The organism is Methanocella paludicola SANAE (genome assembly GCF_000011005.1).
GTDB classification, from domain to species: domain Archaea; phylum Halobacteriota; class Methanocellia; order Methanocellales; family Methanocellaceae; genus Methanocella; species Methanocella paludicola.
The window spans coordinates 1,459,017-1,475,942 of record NC_013665.1 but is presented as its reverse complement, the minus strand read 5'-3'; the positions used below and the strand labels follow the sequence as shown (position 1 = coordinate 1,475,942).

Sequence of the window (16,926 nt, the reverse complement as noted above, 5' to 3'; positions counted from 1 at the left end):
TTTCAATAACTATTTTACCAGCTTTACCTAATTATAGCTCGAAGGAACATGAACGGCCAGTATAGAAAAGACATCAGGCCCGGGCTTGAAGTAGACATCGTCCTCAAGCAGGACCAGCGAACGGGCAAAAGGACCCGGGGCATCGTTAAAGAGATTCTGACTAATTCATCTTTTCATCCTCATGGTATAAAGGTCAGGCTGGTAAGCGGCCAGGTGGGCCGCGTCCAGGAGATCCCTGGCTCAAAAGAGTAAAAGCCTTAAAAATTTTTATGCTAAATTGGCTCGTTTGCCATTCCCGAAGAAGCTCTGATCACGTCGAGGTATGATCGACCAATGTAAAAAAAATTTAAGCCTGCTTATTTTTTAGGCGCTGTGATAAGGTGCGATAACTGTAGCGTCTCAAGCAGGTCTTCTGCCCGCATCGCAAAGTCCAACTCTATGTCCTTGATTAACGCCACCTCGTCGAAGCCAAAATCCTGCTCCATAATGGCGTTTTCTATTTGCACAGGCGCCTTTTTCATGATCGTCTCGATATGGCGCTTGCTATTCAAAGCGATAAGCTCATCTATCGCTATTCCTTTCATCTAATGCCCCCTTTTGTTTTGCCATATGTTTATGACTTATAGTACATATAGCATGCGATAATTATTCCAGAAATAACTAATCTAATATTTTTTATAATGTTGCTTGCCACCACGTGGGCCGCCCTTACTTTTTAAATACGTTTTCGGGGGGTATGTTGGTGGTAGGCAAGGTGGGTATATTGGTTTATGCGGGCGGCCCCTATCATTGGGAGATTCTACAGTAATCTATTAACATGTTAACTTTAGCAATATAATGTATATCTATACTAATGGTTAAGATGTTATTGGTTATATTAGGTATTTACCAAATTAAAATTAGATGATTTATTATTCTGGCTATCGATTACCAGGGAAAAATGTGGGGCTGGAGAGATTTGAACTCCCGATCGACGGGTCTCTCCGATGATGTAGGATTTCATCCGTGGGTGATTTTACCGCGTGGGTATTTCACCGAGAGCGCTGAAATCAGCGCTCCAACGGTTCCTCATAAACCGCCCCGTCGGGCAGCTTCAGGTGACCCGTTGCTCATCATATTTCTGCCGGCCCTTGCGGACCGGCCACCGCTGGAGCCCGTCGCCATACCTGGCTTGGCCACAGCCCCACTATACCGTTTATTATAGACCAGCGAGGTCTTATAAGTTTTTGTTGGTTTTAGACGGTTACTTTTTTATTGGCTTATACGTTTTTGAGCGGGCCCGGGGGGATTTGAACCCCCGACCCCCGGCTTAGAAGGCCGGTGCTATGTCCAGACTAAGCCACGAGCCCAACGCCGTCTGCGACCTTTTTTCATAAGGGTAGTGGTAATGTATAAACATTGCGGTCATATCAGGCTAAGCCCCTCTAAAAATAATAAGAATGCGCTAAGACTCTTTCAGCCTCAAAGCGGCTCGAAGCTAGCTCTAAGTTCTCTAAGATTTTTATATAATTAATTATGTCTTCGTGTCGCTTTAGGCCCGCTTCGAGTAACTTCGTGGCTGAAACGGTCTTCGTGCATTCTTAGAATATTTTTGAGGGGCTTAGGCGGTCACGGTCTGCGCCTGCTGCTGCCTGATCTTAGGAAGCACGTCCCTTCCATAGCCCACGATAAAATCACGCTGGTCCGGACCCGCGGAATGGAAGTACAGGTGCGTGAAGCCCATGTCGATGAACTGTTGCACAAATTTAACGTGCGCTTCGGGGTCTCCGGAAATGCAGAGCTTTTGCCGCAGGATGTCGTTACCGATGACGGAGCCGTTCTTGGCGGACTGGGCGGGCGTATACAGGCGCTCGTTGAACATCGCGGGGACCATGGCGCCGGCCCAGTACTCCTTGAAGCAGCGTGCTGCAGAGTCGAAGTCGTCAGTATAGGCGACGCTGACCTCCAGAAGCCTTGGCATAGTAGACGGATCTTTTCCCATGTCCAGGGCGCCTTCCTCGAAGTTTTTAACGATCTGCTTCAGGGTATTCGGGTCATTGGCGACCGTGATTAGGCCATCGCCGTAGCGCCCTGCGAATGCGGCGCTCTCTGGCACGAGAGACGAGACATATATGGGCAGCTTTGACAGGGGCGGCGTGTACAGGCGGGCTTTTTGTGTCGAATAATAAATTCCGTCGAAGGTCACCTCGGCGCCGCTCCAGAGCGCGCGGATAAGCTGCATGGCCTCGAGCATCATCGACTGGCGCTCGTCGTAGCCGGGCCACATGCCGGCCGCCGAATACTCGTTCAGCGCCTCCCCCGTGCCCACTGCAAGGTAAGTCCTCCCTGGCGCAAAATTATCGATGGTCGCGGAGGCCTGCGCAATGATAGAGGGATGATAGCGAAGGATCGGGCACGTCACGCCCGGCCCCAACTCGATGCTCTTCGTCTTCACGGCAGCGGCGCCCAGCCACGACCAGGTAAAGCACGCGTGGCCCTGCTCAGACCACGGATGAAAATGATCGCTCACATCGACCGACTCGAAACCGGCATTCTCGGCGGCGACGACATAATCCAAAAGCTCGTTGGGCTGATACTGCTCAGGCCCGGCTTTCCATCCCAGCTTCAACATTTTTATAACCTCATAAGCCGGTGGAAAGTTAATATGTAAAAAATGATGGCGCGGAAAAAGTAGGGCACTTACTTGTACGTAAGGCGCTTACTGGTTTTTCACGTACATGAACGCCTCGGCCTGCGACCTCGTATCGAGCGCCGTGGCCTTCACTTTAACGCGGCGGTACGAGCCCTCGCCCACGCCCTCGAAAAAGTCTAGCTGCCTTAATTCCATGAGAGTGATCCCTTTAAGCAGCATGCCTCTCATGCTGGAGCGCTCATCTCTCTCGGCGCTCTGGGAACCTAACGCTTCGTCATAGATCTGCCGGTAGCCCATCGCCTTCGCCGGGTGCATCTCCGGGATCCTCTTGATCAGAGAGTTCAGGCGGGACTTGTCCATGAGAGGGCCATAGACAAATAAGTTAACGGTCTCGTCGGCCATCAGCGCGCCTCGCAGAACTTGACATCGATGATCTCCACGTAGACAGGCTCATAGAGCCCTCCCATTTCCACCTTTTTGATCTTCCCGATCGATATGAAGCCCATCTGAGCCCTGGCGGACATTGTCTCCATCTCCTCATGGTGGCTCGAGGATGCATAGTACACATGCTGCATGTGAGTATCGAAGCCCTTTATAGTGGCGATAGCACCGCAAAGGCCAGGCGTCAGGTCCGCCGGCGGGACCTCGCATAAAAATACCGTGTCGCCGACGTTCAAATGGGAGAACGCAATGACGTTATTGGCGCTGTGAAACTCGAAGGTGCGCACGTGCCGCTTAGACAGCTCACTTAGCGATTCCTTGCTAAGCCCGGTTAACGCTAGTAGCCTCATGCCATCACCCGTACATGCTGTAGTCCTTCGGTGGCTTTGCCTCGGCTTCTCCTACCTGTTCCGACAGCTTGTGCATCATCTGCTCGATCTGGTCGGCTTCCTTTAATAGAATGTCGACGTTGATGTCCCAGCTATATATCTTAGCGAGCGCTTTTACTAATTCCGCGGCCGCCCTCGGGTCGGGATTAGCGCTCCTTGTCTCTCCGAGCATGCAGACCGCCGGGATATTATGATTCTTACACTCGTTCATGATCACCCCGGGCACGCCGGATATGGTCCCGACCTCGAAGACCTGAGCATTATCCTTAATCCTTTCGAGGTCTTCCGACGTTGCGCCGGCGGCAAATACCCTGTGCTCTTCTCCGGTCGTGGCCAGGCCGGCGATGGCGATGATGTCTTTGGGATTCACGTCCTTAGCCCAGTTAACGATACTTTTCCCCACTTCACCGCTTATCACAGGGTCGATAGGTATATCGGAAAAGACGATGACGATCTCCCGTTCCGGGTTCTCGTAGAGGCGGACGGGGTTTTTTACGAGCCCGCCATATACGATGGCAACGGGAGGGAACAGCCTGGACTCGACATAGCCGCAGGGTATCATCTTGAACTGGTCCATGAGAAACTGGGACACGATGTTGCCGACGAGGCCCATCCCGGGAAATCCGCAGATAATGGTCGGGTTTTTACACTCCAGTTTTTCCACGTTGACCTTGACGAAATCATCCATTTTATCGGGCATCTATGAATAATTTCATCCGGAGGCCTATAAATGTATCCCGATATATGGGATATCTCAAATCTCTATACGGGATATATCGATGTCCGGGAATATGCCCAGTTAGCCCCCGGAACTTCGTGCCTTGAAATCGAAAATGTTTTTTACTCGTAAAAAGCAACATAGCATGGGTGAAAATATCAGCGAGTATAAATTCAAGCGCGGATTCAAACCGGAAAACGAGCGCATTCGCGGCATCATGGAAGATATCTTCGAGGTCAAGCCCGCGGAGAACGGGGGCAAGCTGACCTTGAGATATGGCGCCATAAAAGAGCTTAAAGCCTGGGTCGAGGACAAGAAGCTCTTCGTCGAGACCAGCTCGGATCTTTCGGTAAAAGATGAAAAGCTCATCCTCGATACTAATAAGCGGTTCCGGGACTTCCTCGAGGAGGCCACGGGCTATACTGCCAAGGAGCGGCTTAAGGCTGCGAAGAAGGCAGTCGCTGGAGAGTAAGTCTATTCTGATGAATAGATATATATAGGCCTCACGGCCGTCATATCTTCTTTTATAAAATGATCGATCACGCGGTAATCTTTAGATCGTTGAAGCCTGAAGAGCTTAAGATATTAAGGGCTGTCGAGAATGGCATGAAGACCCACGAATGGGTGTCCGTCGAGGATATGGCTTCTAGCTCGGGCCTGAGCGAGAAAGAGATCGACTACCGCCTTAAGAATTTGACGGACCTGGACCTTTTGGAGCGCTTTACAGGCCACTATGTGGGTTACCAGCTCAAGTATAATGGCTACGATATTCTGGCCATTTCTGCTTTATTGCGGCGTGACACGATCAATTCGCTGGGCGGGCTCGTCGGCGTTGGAAAGGAGTCCGTCGTCATTGCAGCTATGGGCCGGAGCGGCATGCCTCTTGCTATAAAGTTTCATCGGGAAGGGCGCACGGCCTTTAAGCAAGTCAAGAGAAAGCGCGAGCATCTCGTGGATCTGCATAACACGAACTGGCTTTACGCTTCGGCACTGGCCGCGAAGCATGAGTTCGAAGTGCTAAAAAAGCTCTATCCTGCAGTGAGTGTTCCAGAGCCCTTCGACCAGAACCGCCATGCCGTCGTGATGGAGGTCGTCGAGGGCCACGAGCTGTCGAGAGTTAAGCTAGAGGACCCGCAGTGGTACCTGGATCGTATCATCGAGCAGCTCGAGCTGGCATACAGGAATGGCTACGTCCACGGCGACTTTTCGGAGTATAATGTCATGGTCAGCGAGAGCGGTGTTACAATAATCGACTGGCCCCAGGCCGTCGCCACAGGCACAAAAATAGGCGACCAGCTGCTGGAAAGGGATGTCCGGAACATATTGACGTATTTTTCTCGTAAATACCGGATTAGAGTATTTACTGAAGAGATTGTTAAAAAAATCAAAGAATTTAGTTAATCTTTATCATATTATTACATAATATGTCGAAGCTATCCTGGTATGCCGTCGTGGCGTGTCCTTAACCACAGGGGCGCAGAGCGCACGGGAGTTTCACGGAGACTTTTTTATAATTTGAGGCACGGAGAGCTCGGAGGTTCATTTTTGTTTTCCTGGGGCACAGAGATTGTAGAGGCACTGGTGGTGAAAAATGGTTTATAGGACCATTCGTTTTATGCCGTTTTTTATCAGCGGTGCGTTAAAGTTGATTAGCAATCCAACTCGTTTTCCTGTTATTTTCATGTATGTTAGTAATTGTTGTTCGTAGACGGGGTGGAGTTCTTTGACTGATTTTACTTCCACGATTACCTGGCCTTCAACGAGTACGTCCAGGATGAGGCCTCGTTCAATGTATAAACCTTTGAAGTCGAGAGGCACGTTAATCTGTGATTCTACCTTTATGCCTCTGAGTTTTAATTCGTGTATCAGGCATTCCTCGTAAATGCTTTCGAGCAGTCCCGGCCCGAATGTCGTATGCACGACGAACGCTGCGTCAACGATCTGTCCGGTGATCTTATTAATCTCATTGGGTATGGGGTCTCTTGTCAATACGTTGCTCATAAAGGGAAATATGTATAATAACATAAAAACTTTATTTCAATATTTTGAAATCATATATTGTGTATGAATTGTTTATTCGTCAACCCTGCCTCTTTAAACTCTGTGCCCCAGGAAAGCCAATAAACCGGGCTCTGTGACCTCTGAGCCTCCATCTATAAAAAAAGTCTCCGTGAACTCTGCGCTCTCCGTGCCCCTGTGGTTAAGGACACGCCACTAAGGCATAACTAAAAATTTATGGATATAAAAAAGTATACAAAAAATTAAAGAAGCGCAGGCTTAAAAGCCCGCGTCCTTCCGCATCTGCTCTGCCTTATCGGTCCGCTCCCAGGTGAAATCCTTATTGTTACGCCCGAAGTGCCCGTAAGCTGCCGTCTGCCTGTAGATCGGCCGGCGCAGGTCGAGCGACTTGATGATGCCCTGGGGCGTGAGCTGGAAGTTCTCCCTTATTAATTCCACGATCTTCTTGTGGGAGATCGTGTTGGTGCGGTACGTGTCCAGCATGATGGATACCGGCTCGGCGACGCCTATCGCGTATGCAAGCTGTACCTCGCAGCGGGTAGCCAGGCCGGCGGCCACGACATTCTTGGCGATGTAGCGAGCCATATAGCAGGCAGAGCGGTCCACCTTCGTCGGGTCCTTGCCCGAGAAGGCGCCGCCGCCATGGCGGCCCATGCCACCGTAGGTATCGACGATGATCTTACGGCCTGTGAGGCCAGTATCGGCGTGCGGCCCGCCCAGCACGAAACGGCCGGTCGGGTTTACCAGCACCTTCGTTTTCTTGTCGAAGAAGCCCTCGGGTATGACTGGCTTGATGACGTGCTCGATCACGTCGCTCTTGATCTGGGGCTGCTCGACCTTCTCGCTGTGCTGGGTCGAGACGATGATCGTGTCAACGCGCAGAGGCCTGTCGTCCTCGTACTCGATGGTGACCTGCGTCTTGCCGTCCGGCCTCAGGTAATCAACTACCTTGTTCTTCCTGACCTCGGCCAGCCGCATGGCAAGCTTATGGGCCAGCATGATGGGCATGGGCATCAATTCAGGCGTCTCGTTACATGCGAAGCCGAACATCATGCCCTGGTCACCGGCGCCCTGGACGTCGACGCCCATCGCAATGTCCGGCGATTGTTCGTCAATAGAAGTAAGAACGGCGCAGTTCTCGCAGTCGAAGCCGAACTTCGCGCGAGTATAGCCGATCTCCTTGATGGTATTCCTTACGATCTTAGGAATATCCACATAACAGTTAGTCGTGATCTCGCCAGCGACGACTGCCATGCCCGTGCTTACGAGCGTCTCGCAGGCGACCCTTCCGAGCGGGTCCTTTGCCAGTATGGCGTCCAGGACCGAGTCAGATATCTGGTCGGCCATCTTATCCGGGTGGCCCTCAGTGACGGACTCGGAGGTAAAGAGGTGCTTTTCTAAGCTCATTAAAATTCATCCCACAACTCTAATAGCTTGCTATTACATTAATATTTGTCGGTTAGGAAATAACTACGGGTTATAAAAGTGTTCTGCGCCTCATATTTCAAGTGATAGAAACTCTCGGGTCTATTGTGAACACGTCCCTTCCACCCTTGTAGACGCTCACGACGCCGCTGGATTCGGATACGGTGATGGCGATGGCCTTCGTGCATTTGGAAATGGCCGCGGCGGCGAGGTGCCTCCCACCCAGGCCTGGCGGAAGCTCCACGTTCTTCGCATTAACGTCAAGATATCGCCCGGCTGCCACGATATACCCGGCCTCATCCACGATGAACATGCCGTCGAGCTGGGCGAACTCCTTGACGGTCTCCCAGCTATTCTCGTCCTTGACATCCCGGTCCTTCTTACGGTGGCCCTCGTACGGGTTCAGCACGATCTGATGGGACATGCCGAGCACTTTCTCGGTATCGCCTACCACGAACGCCGTGCCGACTTTCTTGCCCTCCCGGCCTTCCCGGCCGATGTCCATGGCCAGGTTGAGCACGGCCTTGAGCACGGTATAGTTCATGCTGGAAGCCAGCTCGGCCATCTTTTTGATGAGCGGGATGTCGTTGATGTCCATGACGACAATGGAGTTGATATCGCCGATGCTTACGATGCCCACGGTGACCTTGTTCGGTATCATCCCTTTGATATAGGCGACTTCGACGGCCTCGCTCATGAGCTCGATACGGGATACTTTTAGAAATAGAGAGCTTTTGCCGATGTTCTTCGGGAGCTTGGACATGATGTCGACGAAGATGTCGTCGCCGTCGCCACGGCCTCCCAGAATGCGTGCTATTATTATGGGAATGTCCGTGTCCAGTTCTTTACGGATGGCCGACGCTTCCGGTGAAATAAGGATAATTGAGCCGGCGTCCAGGTCCCTCGCCAACCCCAGTGCAGAGGCCACCACCTCATCCCGTATGCTCATACAAATATTATATTATTATATATGATAATAAAATCCACGTACATAATATGATACTCCGTTCGTTTCTATTATATCTAGAGCCCATTCGATTGGTATTTCACTCTCTGGTTATGTCAGATTAATGTGGAGCGGGCGCCTCCGGTCGGTATCACGAAAACACGAAACTTTTTATATCCCACGTAAGGCTCGAAATGCACAAAGGTAGATGCTTTGGGGTTCAAAACACGAAACAACCTCTCTAAAATACGAACCTCTCGAAAGGATTGAAACACGAGAAAAGCATAACCATGGGAGTTCATGCCGTCTCTTGTGTTTCTATCTTTTAATGTTTTGGAGCCCTTAGGGAGGTTGTTTCGTGTTTTGAACGCCCGGCATGAACTTGGTGTTTTTGGGCTTTACGTGGGATATAAAAAGTCTTTCGTGGTTTCGTGATACCGACCGAAGCGATCCAGCTCCACAGGCAACAAGGCATAAGGAAGAAAAACGATACCAGCTTGAAGGTCATACGCAAATCGCAAGCAAGTGCAAGGGCTCCTGTTATAAGTGAACTCGAAAGGGCATGACAACCTTTATTTATGACCAGAGCCCATAAGCGGATACATCCTCAAGGTGAAAAGAAATGGGGAAGACGCTAGCGGAAAAGATACTTTCGGAAAAGAGCGGGAAAGACGTTGTGCCCGGCGACCTTGTCACCGTGCCCGTCGATTTCGTCTTCGGCCAGGACGGCACGTTCCCCCTGGCGATCCAGCAGATGGAGAAGGACCTCGGGACCAGAAAGGTCTTCGACCCGAAGAAGGTCGCGGCCGTCTGCGACCACGCCTCGCCCTCGCCGAGCGAGCAAGTCTCTAACGTTCATATTTTCATGCGCAAGTTCGCCCGGGAGAACGGCATACACTTCTTCGAGAACGGCGACGGCATCTGCCACCAGATCGTCGCCGAGAAGTTCGCCGCTCCGGGTAAGATCGTCATCGGGGCGGACAGCCACACCTGCACCCACGGTGCGCTTACTGCGTTCGCCACCGGCATGGGCTCTACCGACGTTGGCGCCATAATGGCGTATGGCACGACCTGGCTCAGAGTGCCTGAATCGTTTAAGTTCAACATCGAAGGCGACCTGCCCAAATATGTCACGTCCAAGGACGTCTTCCTTCACATCGTTAAAGAAATAACGGCGGATGGAGCGACGTACATGTCCATGGAGTACAGGGGCTCTACCGTCGATAAGATGTCCGTGGAATCGAGGCTCGTCCTGTCGAACATGGCCGTCGAGGCGGGCGGTAAGGTCGGGCTTTGCCCCGCGGACGCTAAAGTCAAGGCTTATTTGAAGGCCCATGGCCGCGAGAACGAGTATCGGAAGATCGCCGCCGATAAGGATGCCGTTTATTCGGATGAGCTTGAGGTCGACGCGGCTAAGCTGGAGCCTTACATTGCGGTGCCCCATAGAGTTGACAACGTGAAGCCTGTATCTGAAGTCGCCGGCATGCACCTGGACTCTGTATGCATCGGCTCGTGTACCAACGGCCGTATCGAGGACATTGCAGTCGCTGCCAGGATCCTGAAAGGCAAGAAGGCTCACAAGGATACGAGGCTTGTCGTATATCCGGCCAGCCGTGAAGTGCTCGCCCAGGCCATCAAGCTGGGATACATCGAGACTCTTGTAGAGGCTGGCGCGGCTGTCGGCGCACCGGGCTGCGGGTTCTGCATCGGCAGGACCGTGGCGCTGGGCGACGGCGAGAAGGTACTGTCCACCCAGAACCGGAACTTCAAGGGACGGATGGGCAACAACAAGTCCGAGATCTACTTATCCAACGTGCCGGTCGCGGCCGTCAGCGCCATATACGGCAAGATCACCGACCCCAGGGAGGTACTCTAAATGGCCCTTAAGAACATCAAGTCAAAAGTGCTCCGGGTCTACCCGCCCGACACAAACACGGACGAGGTCATCTCGGGCAAGTACAAGTATGACGAGCTTGACCTGAAGAAGCTCGCCGTGCACGCATTCGAGTCCATCGACCCCACGTTCTACGCCGACTCTCAGAAGGTAAATGACCCTATCCTGATCGCGGCCAACAATTTCGGCTGCGGCTCCTCAAGAGAGCAGGCCCCTCAGGTTATTCTCGCATGCGGCGTCTCGTGCATCATCGCCGAGTCCTACGCCCGCATATTTTACCGGAACAGCTTCAACATCGGCCTGCCGCTCATCGAGTGCAAGGGTATCTACAAGGCAGCAAAGCAGGGCGACGAGCTGGAAGTCGACTTTAAGAATAACGTGATCAAGAACCTGACCACCGGCAAGAAACTGCCCATGAAGCCCATACCCGAATTCATGCAGCAGCTGCTCGAGGCGGGCGGGCTGATGCCCTACCTCAAAGCGCAGCATAAATAATATAAAAATAATAGGGAGATCACTATTACTGTTCTCCCTTCTTTTTCCTTATTGTCCAGCTCACGGTCACGATGCTTACCACCAGCAATGGCAGCGCCAGCGCGGGCAGGCATGGCAGGCTTCCATCTGACGTTTTTGCCGATGCGGGGATGGTTACCGAAGGGCCGGTGCTATTCATAACTACGACGGTCTTATTATCCAGGGCGCCGAACACGTTATGGCCTTCCCACATCATCTGGAACATCGGGTTATACGTGCCTATCTCATCAGATGCCGTCATCGTGAAGGTGAACGTCTCCGACTGCCCGGGCCTGATGACCCTGCCGATCTGGATGGTCTGGTTCGCTCCGGTAAGGCCGAACTTCGCGGCATCGCCCGAATAGCCGAAGGCCGTGTTATCCTGGTATGTCCAGGGCATCGTGCCCGTATTCTCGAAGGTCACCTGTACGTTATACGTGTGGCCGGCCTCCATCTGTGCCGGGATCGTGTCCGAGACGAGCTTCGCGTTCGGCACCGGCGTCATGTCTTTGCCGATCTCAATAAAGTAGATGTTATTGTTGCTGTTTTGGTCGGCCTTCGTGGACCCGGCGAACACATAGGCGCCCGTGCCGATCTGGATGACGGAGTTCGCCTCCGCGTATCCGATGCCTTTATACATGTTATCCCAGAGCTTGTTGCCGCCGGCGTCCGTACGGACTACGTAAGCCGATATCACGCCCCCGGTATCCTTATGGGAACCGGCAAGAATGTAGCCGTCATCCCACGTCTGCTGGACCGCATTCGCGCCGTTGATGCCATAGTTGCGGTCCCACTGCCGGTTACCGCTGGCGTCGGTCTTAAGCAGGTACATGTAGCCGCTTCGGGCACCGGCGTAGATGTAGCCGCCGTCACGGGTCTGCTGGATGCCGAACCAGTCGCTGAGGAAAGTGTCCCGGGTCCCCGGCCCTTCGTAGGACCTTGCCCATGTGATGTTGCCGTTCGCATCGGCTTTCAGTATGAAGGGCTTTTCATTATTGCCGCCCTTAATATAGCCCCCGACAACGTAGCCGCCATCGGACGTGATCCAGACGGAATACGTCCGGACGTCGGCATCCGCAGAGCCATAATAGGCGTCCCATTGTACTTTGCCGCCGGCATCTGTCTTGAGCAGGTACATCTCCCATTTTCCAGTACTTGCTGTCACCTCGCCCACGATGATGTAGCCACCATCGCCGGTCTGCTGGATAGAAAAGCCTTCGCTCTGCCCGGTCGAGTTCACGAAGTCCTTTTCCCACAGCTTGTTACCGCTGGCATCTGTCTTGACCAGGTACAGGTTATCCCCGTGGGCGCCAGTGGCGATAAAGCCGCCATCACCGGTCTGCCGGACGGAGTAGCCATAGGTGCCGCCGATATTCTTGCTCCACACCACGTTACTGAACGGGTCAGTTTTGACCAGGATCATATTCTTACCCGTCCCGGACGTATCCGGTCCCGTTCCCACAATGATAAAGCCTTTGTCGCTGGTCTGCCATACCTGATGAGCGACCTGGTCGGCGGCTCCTCCATAGTGGTTTTCCAGGACCGTTGCGGGGGCTGATGCCGCGATCGAAGGAGTACAGGCCATCGTGATAAGCACGGTCAATAAAACCAGAGTAAATATGCAATATTTCATTGCCTTATCGAACATTTTAACATACCCCTCTAAATAAGTTCATGCACATGTACTTAGCGAATGTCCATATACGCCTTAGGGATTATTAATTAACGCGGTCCGTTTTTCGCGCGATTAAGATTTTCCCGTAATAGAGATCTATTTTTTATCGATGTGACGTATTCATGGGCTTGCCTCGTGGGCTCGGGCTGGCGGTGGCCTGCCATACAATGTTTAACAACTTTTACCGCAGTCTTCAGGGATATCTTGTGGCCTGGCGATACATACACAGGCTTTTGCCCGGAAATAGCCCGGACCAGCCTGCCGGTCTCTTCGCCGTCCTGGATTATCCGCTGCCCCTGCACTTCGCCGCACAGGAAGCTCTTTCCCACGCCGATCGCGGGAACGTCAAGCTTAATACCGATATGGGTGGCAATACCGCAGCGGCGAGGATGATTCGTACCGAAACCATCTACCATGATAAGGTCGGGCCTTACTTTGGCTTTCTTAATGACGCCCATCATGGCCTCCGCCTCTCGATAGGCAAGTAAGCCTGGAATATACGGAAAAGTCAGCCTCTGTATATCGAAGGTCCGGTAGATGGGCTTCAAAGTCCCATAGTCGAGAACGACCAGACCGGCTATAATGAATTTATCGTCTAAATAAGAACAGTCGACTCCTCCAACCCTTTTTATAGGCGGGAAGGAGTCGGTAAGTATGGCTTTCTTTGAAAGTTCTATTTGCTCATTATACAGCTCGTGAACGTCCATATCACTCGACAGGCTCGGCCTTGATAGTCGTAAAGACCGGGCCGCGGAAGTCCACGCGGCGCTTTTTGCCCTGGATATAGCGCAGGCCTACCGGGTCGATGAGCACGTTCACGTCGCCCGGGGCACGGGACATCTTCACCGTAGTCTCATAGACACCCTCTTCCGCGTTCCTTGCGGCAGCATTGGCGATGGCGTCGATGTAGCGGATGCCGACGTGAACGCCCTTATTCTGGACTTCCTGGAATTTCGGGTTGTTCAGGGGAATGCCCAGCACGTCGCCCTTATAGACGTATACCTCGTTCAGGTATGCTCCGCCGCAGAGCTTCTTGTTCTCCTCTTTCTCGACCAGCGTGACCTTTAGTTTTTTACCGTTCATGCTGCCCGACCATGCCTCGAAAGTACACGGGCTCGGGGAGCTTCCATTCTTCTCTGCAGTGGCGATGATGCCCATGGCCATCTCGTGGCCCTCCTGCGTATGCGGAAGGCGCTCGATGGAGATCATGTGGGCCAGCTCCTGATCGGTCATTTCCCACTCGGGCATGAACTGGGGGTATACCATGTCACGCATGTCCTTCGCCTGGTAAAGGATCATGGCCAGCCTCTCAACGCCCAGCCCCAGGTTCATGACGGGGTAGGGTATATTATATTGAGAAAGCGCAGTTGCGGAGTAGATGCCGAAGGTGGCGATCTCCACCCAGCCGTCCCTGTACTTGGTATTGCTGCCCTTGAGCGCCGGGTGATAGCCATACACCTCGATCTGGGTATCCGGCGTGTAGTACTTGCTGCGCTTGTCGTCGGGCTTGAACTTGAACTGCGAGAAGCCGAACTGTTTCAGCAGGCCTGCGGCTACGGCCTTGCCATGCTCCACGTTCACGTCCGGGTCCATGATGACGCACGATGCCGAGTGATACGCCCGCAGGCGGTCGGCGTTCTCCTCCTGCTCCCTGCGGAACACCAGGTCTACGGAGAACAGCTTAACCGGCGTCTTACGCCGCTCAACAAGAGCTTCAAGAGTAAGGAACCAGCCGGACGTCATGTGGCTTCGCAGGGTCTTATGCGAAGCCTCAGGCTCCAGCTTCTTAAATTCAGGGAAAACGTGGTCGATGACCACGGCGATCTTCGAGTCCTGCACCTTAAGCCCGGCCGCCAGGTCCGCCACCAGGTCGTCGCCCTCGATCTCGCCCTTCTTGTACTTATGCAGGATCGTGCGGATGGTTTCCTTATCCGCGTCCGATAAAGGCCTGGCTATAATACCCTCGATCTGCAAAAAACGCTCGTCCGAGATCCCGACGTTCGGCCTGGGCAGGCCGCCCAGATAGAAAACGCGGTCCAGCACGGCCAGCGCCTCATAGTTAAACTGCTTAAAAATATCCGTGTCCTCGATAATGATCGGGTTGACCATCTCGTCGAAGCCCATGTTCAGGTAGGCCTCCCGCAGGCGGTTCATCGTATCATAGACCGGGGACGGCTTACCCTTATCAGGCTTAATAGAATAGTCTTTAGACGGGTCCACGGGGGTCAGATACTTACCGCTCTGGCTCCACGCCTTATCAAAATCCTCTCGCGTCTCTAGCTTGACCTCTTCAGGGTTGAATTTCATGAAAACGGCCTCGATATAAGTATGATTGAGCTTACTTCTATCCTCTTTAATATATAGTGTTTATCATTCCGGGAGAGAACAATGGCTTTATACGTAAATGATAATGTATCGCGCATGCGAGCCTTCACATTATTCGTCGTGGCCATCGCGCTGGCTCTCCTCGTTGCGCCGGCGACGGCGGCGGATGTGACCATACCCATCAACAAGGACTACCGGTATGGCGACATGGTCGTACACATAATAAAAGCCGAAATAACGGATAAGTATAAGGGCAATACCTATTCGGCCGACCCCGACAACTCGATCTGGCCGAAGCTCTGGTTCACTTACGAGAACAAAGGTACGGCAGCGGCGAACGGCAACCTGTACGTTGCGTTCATGGACGATAAGGGCAACATATACCAGGAAGGCCGAAAGAATAAGACGCTCTTCGATTCGACGATGAATCCCATCGCTCCGGGCAGTACTTCAGAAATGCGCTTCGTCGAGGCCGCGGCCCCTAAAGGCACGAATATCGTAAAGGTCATTCTATACGACTATGAAGGCCGGCAGGACCAGGTCATCGATATTTCTACCGCCGGAGTTACGGCCACTAATTCGCCGTCCTCCACTGGCGGGCAGAGCACGACGGGCACCGGGCCATGCGCCATCGCCCTGGCCTTACCATTAGTGGCAGCAGGCATATTCGTGGCCAGCCGGGCAAGGCGCTAACTTTTTTATTTTCAAAAGGCGCCCACAGCCCATTCCCGAAAGAAATATATGGTTTAAACCATCTTAGACAAGTACCTACTACAGGAGATAAACATGGCGAACGAACCGTTATTGATGATCCCGGGGCCGGTTATGCTGCACCCCAGGGTATTGCAGGCAATGTCGAAGCAGATGATCAACCACAGGGATAAGGCATTTTCCGACATGTACGACGAGTGCAGGAACGCTCTCCAGTACGTCCTGAATACTAAGAATGATACTTACGTCCTCACCGGTTCGGGCTCTTGCGCCATGGAAGCCGCTATTTCGAACCTGGTCAAGGGCGAAAAAGTCGTATCGATCGTTAATGGTAAATTCGGCGAGCGTTTCAGGGACATAGCGGGCCGCTACGGCGCCGTCGAAAGCCTGGAGTTCGAGTGGGGTAACCCCATAGACCTGGCAAAAGTAGAGGACGCGCTCTCGAAGGGCGCAAAAGCCATCACGATGGTCCACAACGAGACCTCGGCCGGCGTTAAGAATCCCGCGGAAGAGGTCGGCAAGCTGGCGAAGAAGTACAACGCACTGTTCGTGATGGACTGCATCACCTCGGCAGGCGGAGACCTGGTCGAAGTGGATAAGTGGGGCATCGATATCGCCGTTACAGGAGCCCAGAAGTGCCTTGGAGCGCCGTCGGGCCTCTCGTCGGTCACGGTCAGCAAGAAAGCCTGGGACTCGATGGTCAAGAACCCGCCCTACTACATGGACCTTAAGAAGTACAAGAAGTCGGCGGAAGCGGAGAGGTCGGAGACCCCGTATACGCCGTCGGTCACTTTATTCTATGGCATGACGGAAGCCATGCGCATGATCAAGGAAGAGACGATCGAGAAGCGTATCGCGCGCCACAGGAAGGGCGCCGAGGCTATCAGGTCGGCCGCTAAGGCGCTGGGCCTTGAGCTATACCCGGTTACGGATGGAAAGACCGTATTATCCAACACCGTCACCGCTATCAAGTTACCCGCGGGAGTAGGCGACAAGGACCTGAGGAGCCCCATGAAGGCTAACGACGGCGTCGCGATCGCGGGAGGCCAGGACAGGCTCAAGGGCAAAATATTCCGCATCCCCTCGATGAACGCCTTCACCGAGGCCGACCTCGTGAGGACGTTCGACTCGCTTGAAAAGACGCTCATCAGCCTGAAAGCGCTCGACCAGGGCAAAAAGAACGCCGGCGTAGACGCTTTTCGAAAGGTATATAATAGTTAATCGGGTATTGAGGAATT

Annotated in this window: 18 protein-coding genes and 2 tRNA genes; 7 read left to right on the top strand and 13 right to left on the bottom strand. The window is 53.0% G+C overall.

Annotated elements, in window-relative coordinates; translation table 11 throughout:
- Nucleotides 1-48: 48 nt before the first annotated feature.
- On the top strand, nucleotides 49-252 hold the full coding sequence (locus tag MCP_RS07430; protein ID WP_012900223.1) for a YwbE family protein: 204 nt from the start codon (nucleotides 49-51) through the stop codon (nucleotides 250-252).
- Nucleotides 253-356: 104 nt separating this feature from the next.
- Here the strand turns inward: MCP_RS07430 and MCP_RS07425 are convergent, their stop codons facing one another.
- The 7 genes from MCP_RS07425 to MCP_RS07400 all read right to left on the bottom strand — a co-directional run bounded on the left by MCP_RS07425 (nucleotide 357) and on the right by MCP_RS07400 (nucleotide 4,162).
- Nucleotides 357-584 (bottom strand): hypothetical protein, encoded by a 228-nt coding sequence (locus tag MCP_RS07425; protein WP_012900222.1) that lies wholly within the window; start codon nucleotides 582-584, stop codon nucleotides 357-359.
- A 359-nt stretch (nucleotides 585-943) separates the two neighbouring features.
- Nucleotides 944-1,185, bottom strand: a tRNA-Trp gene (locus MCP_RS15550).
- 89 nt (nucleotides 1,186-1,274) lie between these two features.
- A tRNA-Arg gene (locus tag MCP_RS07420) sits at nucleotides 1,275-1,349 on the bottom strand.
- Nucleotides 1,350-1,600: 251 nt separating this feature from the next.
- Nucleotides 1,601-2,611: a TIGR03557 family F420-dependent LLM class oxidoreductase gene (locus MCP_RS07415; protein ID WP_012900221.1), complete on the bottom strand. Its 1,011-nt coding sequence runs from the start codon at nucleotides 2,609-2,611 to the stop codon at nucleotides 1,601-1,603.
- Between the two features lie 87 nt (nucleotides 2,612-2,698).
- On the bottom strand, nucleotides 2,699-3,034 hold the full coding sequence (locus MCP_RS07410) for a gamma-glutamylcyclotransferase family protein (RefSeq protein ID WP_012900220.1): 336 nt from the start codon (nucleotides 3,032-3,034) through the stop codon (nucleotides 2,699-2,701).
- On the bottom strand, nucleotides 3,034-3,423 hold the full coding sequence (locus tag MCP_RS07405; protein ID WP_012900219.1) for a DUF473 domain-containing protein: 390 nt from the start codon (nucleotides 3,421-3,423) through the stop codon (nucleotides 3,034-3,036). Before MCP_RS07405 ends, MCP_RS07410 begins: the two co-directional genes overlap by 1 nt.
- 4 nt (nucleotides 3,424-3,427) lie before the next feature.
- Nucleotides 3,428-4,162: a proteasome assembly chaperone family protein gene (locus MCP_RS07400; RefSeq protein ID WP_012900218.1), complete on the bottom strand. Its 735-nt coding sequence runs from the start codon at nucleotides 4,160-4,162 to the stop codon at nucleotides 3,428-3,430.
- A gap of 163 nt (nucleotides 4,163-4,325) precedes the next feature.
- Between MCP_RS07400 and MCP_RS07395 the strand changes: the two genes are divergently transcribed.
- Together MCP_RS07395 and MCP_RS07390 are read left to right on the top strand one after the other, a co-directional pair.
- Nucleotides 4,326-4,652 (top strand): DUF5611 family protein, encoded by a 327-nt coding sequence (locus MCP_RS07395; protein ID WP_012900217.1) that lies wholly within the window; start codon nucleotides 4,326-4,328, stop codon nucleotides 4,650-4,652.
- 59 nt (nucleotides 4,653-4,711) lie between these two features.
- Nucleotides 4,712-5,581 (top strand): RIO1 family regulatory kinase/ATPase, encoded by an 870-nt coding sequence (locus MCP_RS07390; protein ID WP_012900216.1) that lies wholly within the window; start codon nucleotides 4,712-4,714, stop codon nucleotides 5,579-5,581.
- Nucleotides 5,582-5,776: 195 nt separating this feature from the next.
- Here MCP_RS07390 and MCP_RS07385 read toward each other — a convergent pair whose 3' ends face one another.
- From MCP_RS07385 to MCP_RS07375, 3 genes are all read right to left on the bottom strand, one after another.
- Complete coding sequence (locus tag MCP_RS07385; protein WP_128567272.1) at nucleotides 5,777-6,181, bottom strand: GxxExxY protein; 405 nt, start codon at nucleotides 6,179-6,181, stop codon at nucleotides 5,777-5,779.
- 276 nt (nucleotides 6,182-6,457) lie between these two features.
- The gene (gene metK, locus MCP_RS07380; RefSeq protein WP_012900214.1) at nucleotides 6,458-7,606 is read right to left on the bottom strand and encodes a methionine adenosyltransferase; all 1,149 of its coding nucleotides are present in this window, start codon (nucleotides 7,604-7,606) and stop codon (nucleotides 6,458-6,460) included.
- Nucleotides 7,607-7,703: 97 nt separating this feature from the next.
- Nucleotides 7,704-8,573, bottom strand: coding sequence for a DNA integrity scanning protein DisA nucleotide-binding domain protein (locus tag MCP_RS07375; protein WP_012900213.1), 870 nt, complete (start codon nucleotides 8,571-8,573; stop codon nucleotides 7,704-7,706).
- Nucleotides 8,574-9,192: 619 nt separating this feature from the next.
- Between MCP_RS07375 and MCP_RS07370 the strand changes: the two genes are divergently transcribed.
- Together MCP_RS07370 and MCP_RS07365 are read left to right on the top strand one after the other, a co-directional pair.
- Nucleotides 9,193-10,446 (top strand): 3-isopropylmalate dehydratase large subunit, encoded by a 1,254-nt coding sequence (locus MCP_RS07370; RefSeq protein ID WP_012900212.1) that lies wholly within the window; start codon nucleotides 9,193-9,195, stop codon nucleotides 10,444-10,446.
- Nucleotides 10,447-10,959 carry a 3-isopropylmalate dehydratase gene (locus MCP_RS07365; protein ID WP_012900211.1) on the top strand — a complete coding sequence of 171 codons (513 nt, stop codon included), beginning with the start codon at nucleotides 10,447-10,449 and terminating at the stop codon, nucleotides 10,957-10,959.
- Between the two features lie 25 nt (nucleotides 10,960-10,984).
- Here the strand turns inward: MCP_RS07365 and MCP_RS07360 are convergent, their stop codons facing one another.
- The 3 genes from MCP_RS07360 to sepS form a co-directional block, all read right to left on the bottom strand.
- Entirely contained in the window at nucleotides 10,985-12,625 is a 1,641-nt protein-coding gene (locus MCP_RS07360) for a hypothetical protein (RefSeq protein WP_012900210.1), read from the bottom strand.
- A 74-nt stretch (nucleotides 12,626-12,699) separates the two neighbouring features.
- Nucleotides 12,700-13,359, bottom strand: a complete 660-nt coding sequence (locus tag MCP_RS07355) for an endonuclease V (RefSeq protein WP_012900209.1) — start codon at nucleotides 13,357-13,359, stop codon at nucleotides 12,700-12,702.
- 1 nt (nucleotide 13,360) lies between these two features.
- Complete coding sequence (gene sepS / locus MCP_RS07350) at nucleotides 13,361-14,959, bottom strand: O-phosphoserine--tRNA ligase (protein WP_012900208.1); 1,599 nt, start codon at nucleotides 14,957-14,959, stop codon at nucleotides 13,361-13,363.
- 81 nt (nucleotides 14,960-15,040) lie between these two features.
- Here sepS and MCP_RS07345 point away from each other — a divergent pair, with 81 nt between their 5' ends.
- Both MCP_RS07345 and MCP_RS07340 read left to right on the top strand, forming a co-directional pair.
- Nucleotides 15,041-15,670 (top strand): hypothetical protein, encoded by a 630-nt coding sequence (locus MCP_RS07345; RefSeq protein WP_012900207.1) that lies wholly within the window; start codon nucleotides 15,041-15,043, stop codon nucleotides 15,668-15,670.
- A gap of 93 nt (nucleotides 15,671-15,763) precedes the next feature.
- Nucleotides 15,764-16,909 carry a pyridoxal-phosphate-dependent aminotransferase family protein gene (locus MCP_RS07340; protein WP_012900206.1) on the top strand — a complete coding sequence of 382 codons (1,146 nt, stop codon included), beginning with the start codon at nucleotides 15,764-15,766 and terminating at the stop codon, nucleotides 16,907-16,909.
- The last annotated feature ends 17 nt before the right edge of the window (nucleotides 16,910-16,926 follow it).

Bases quoted from the DNA above. Each gene is read 5' to 3' on its own strand.
- MCP_RS07340 (WP_012900206.1), top strand. From the start codon at position 15,764: ATGGCGAACGAACCGTTATTGATGATCCCGGGGCCGGTTATGCTGCAC.
- MCP_RS07400 (WP_012900218.1), bottom strand. From the start codon at position 4,162: ATGCCCGATAAAATGGATGATTTCGTCAAGGTCAACGTGGAAAAACTG.
- MCP_RS07395 (WP_012900217.1), top strand. From the start codon at position 4,326: ATGGGTGAAAATATCAGCGAGTATAAATTCAAGCGCGGATTCAAACCG.
- MCP_RS07415 (WP_012900221.1), bottom strand. From the start codon at position 2,611: ATGTTGAAGCTGGGATGGAAAGCCGGGCCTGAGCAGTATCAGCCCAAC.
- sepS (WP_012900208.1), bottom strand. From the start codon at position 14,959: ATGAAATTCAACCCTGAAGAGGTCAAGCTAGAGACGCGAGAGGATTTT.
- MCP_RS07410 (WP_012900220.1), bottom strand. From the start codon at position 3,034: ATGGCCGACGAGACCGTTAACTTATTTGTCTATGGCCCTCTCATGGAC.
- MCP_RS07430 (WP_012900223.1), top strand. From the start codon at position 49: ATGAACGGCCAGTATAGAAAAGACATCAGGCCCGGGCTTGAAGTAGAC.
- MCP_RS07365 (WP_012900211.1), top strand. From the start codon at position 10,447: ATGGCCCTTAAGAACATCAAGTCAAAAGTGCTCCGGGTCTACCCGCCC.
- metK (WP_012900214.1), bottom strand. From the start codon at position 7,606: ATGAGCTTAGAAAAGCACCTCTTTACCTCCGAGTCCGTCACTGAGGGC.
- MCP_RS07375 (WP_012900213.1), bottom strand. From the start codon at position 8,573: ATGAGCATACGGGATGAGGTGGTGGCCTCTGCACTGGGGTTGGCGAGG.
- MCP_RS07425 (WP_012900222.1), bottom strand. From the start codon at position 584: ATGAAAGGAATAGCGATAGATGAGCTTATCGCTTTGAATAGCAAGCGC.
- MCP_RS07385 (WP_128567272.1), bottom strand. From the start codon at position 6,181: ATGAGCAACGTATTGACAAGAGACCCCATACCCAATGAGATTAATAAG.
- MCP_RS07390 (WP_012900216.1), top strand. From the start codon at position 4,712: ATGATCGATCACGCGGTAATCTTTAGATCGTTGAAGCCTGAAGAGCTT.
- MCP_RS07360 (WP_012900210.1), bottom strand. From the start codon at position 12,625: ATGTTCGATAAGGCAATGAAATATTGCATATTTACTCTGGTTTTATTG.
- MCP_RS07405 (WP_012900219.1), bottom strand. From the start codon at position 3,423: ATGAGGCTACTAGCGTTAACCGGGCTTAGCAAGGAATCGCTAAGTGAG.
- MCP_RS07355 (WP_012900209.1), bottom strand. From the start codon at position 13,359: ATGGACGTTCACGAGCTGTATAATGAGCAAATAGAACTTTCAAAGAAA.
- MCP_RS07345 (WP_012900207.1), top strand. From the start codon at position 15,041: ATGGCTTTATACGTAAATGATAATGTATCGCGCATGCGAGCCTTCACA.
- MCP_RS07370 (WP_012900212.1), top strand. From the start codon at position 9,193: ATGGGGAAGACGCTAGCGGAAAAGATACTTTCGGAAAAGAGCGGGAAA.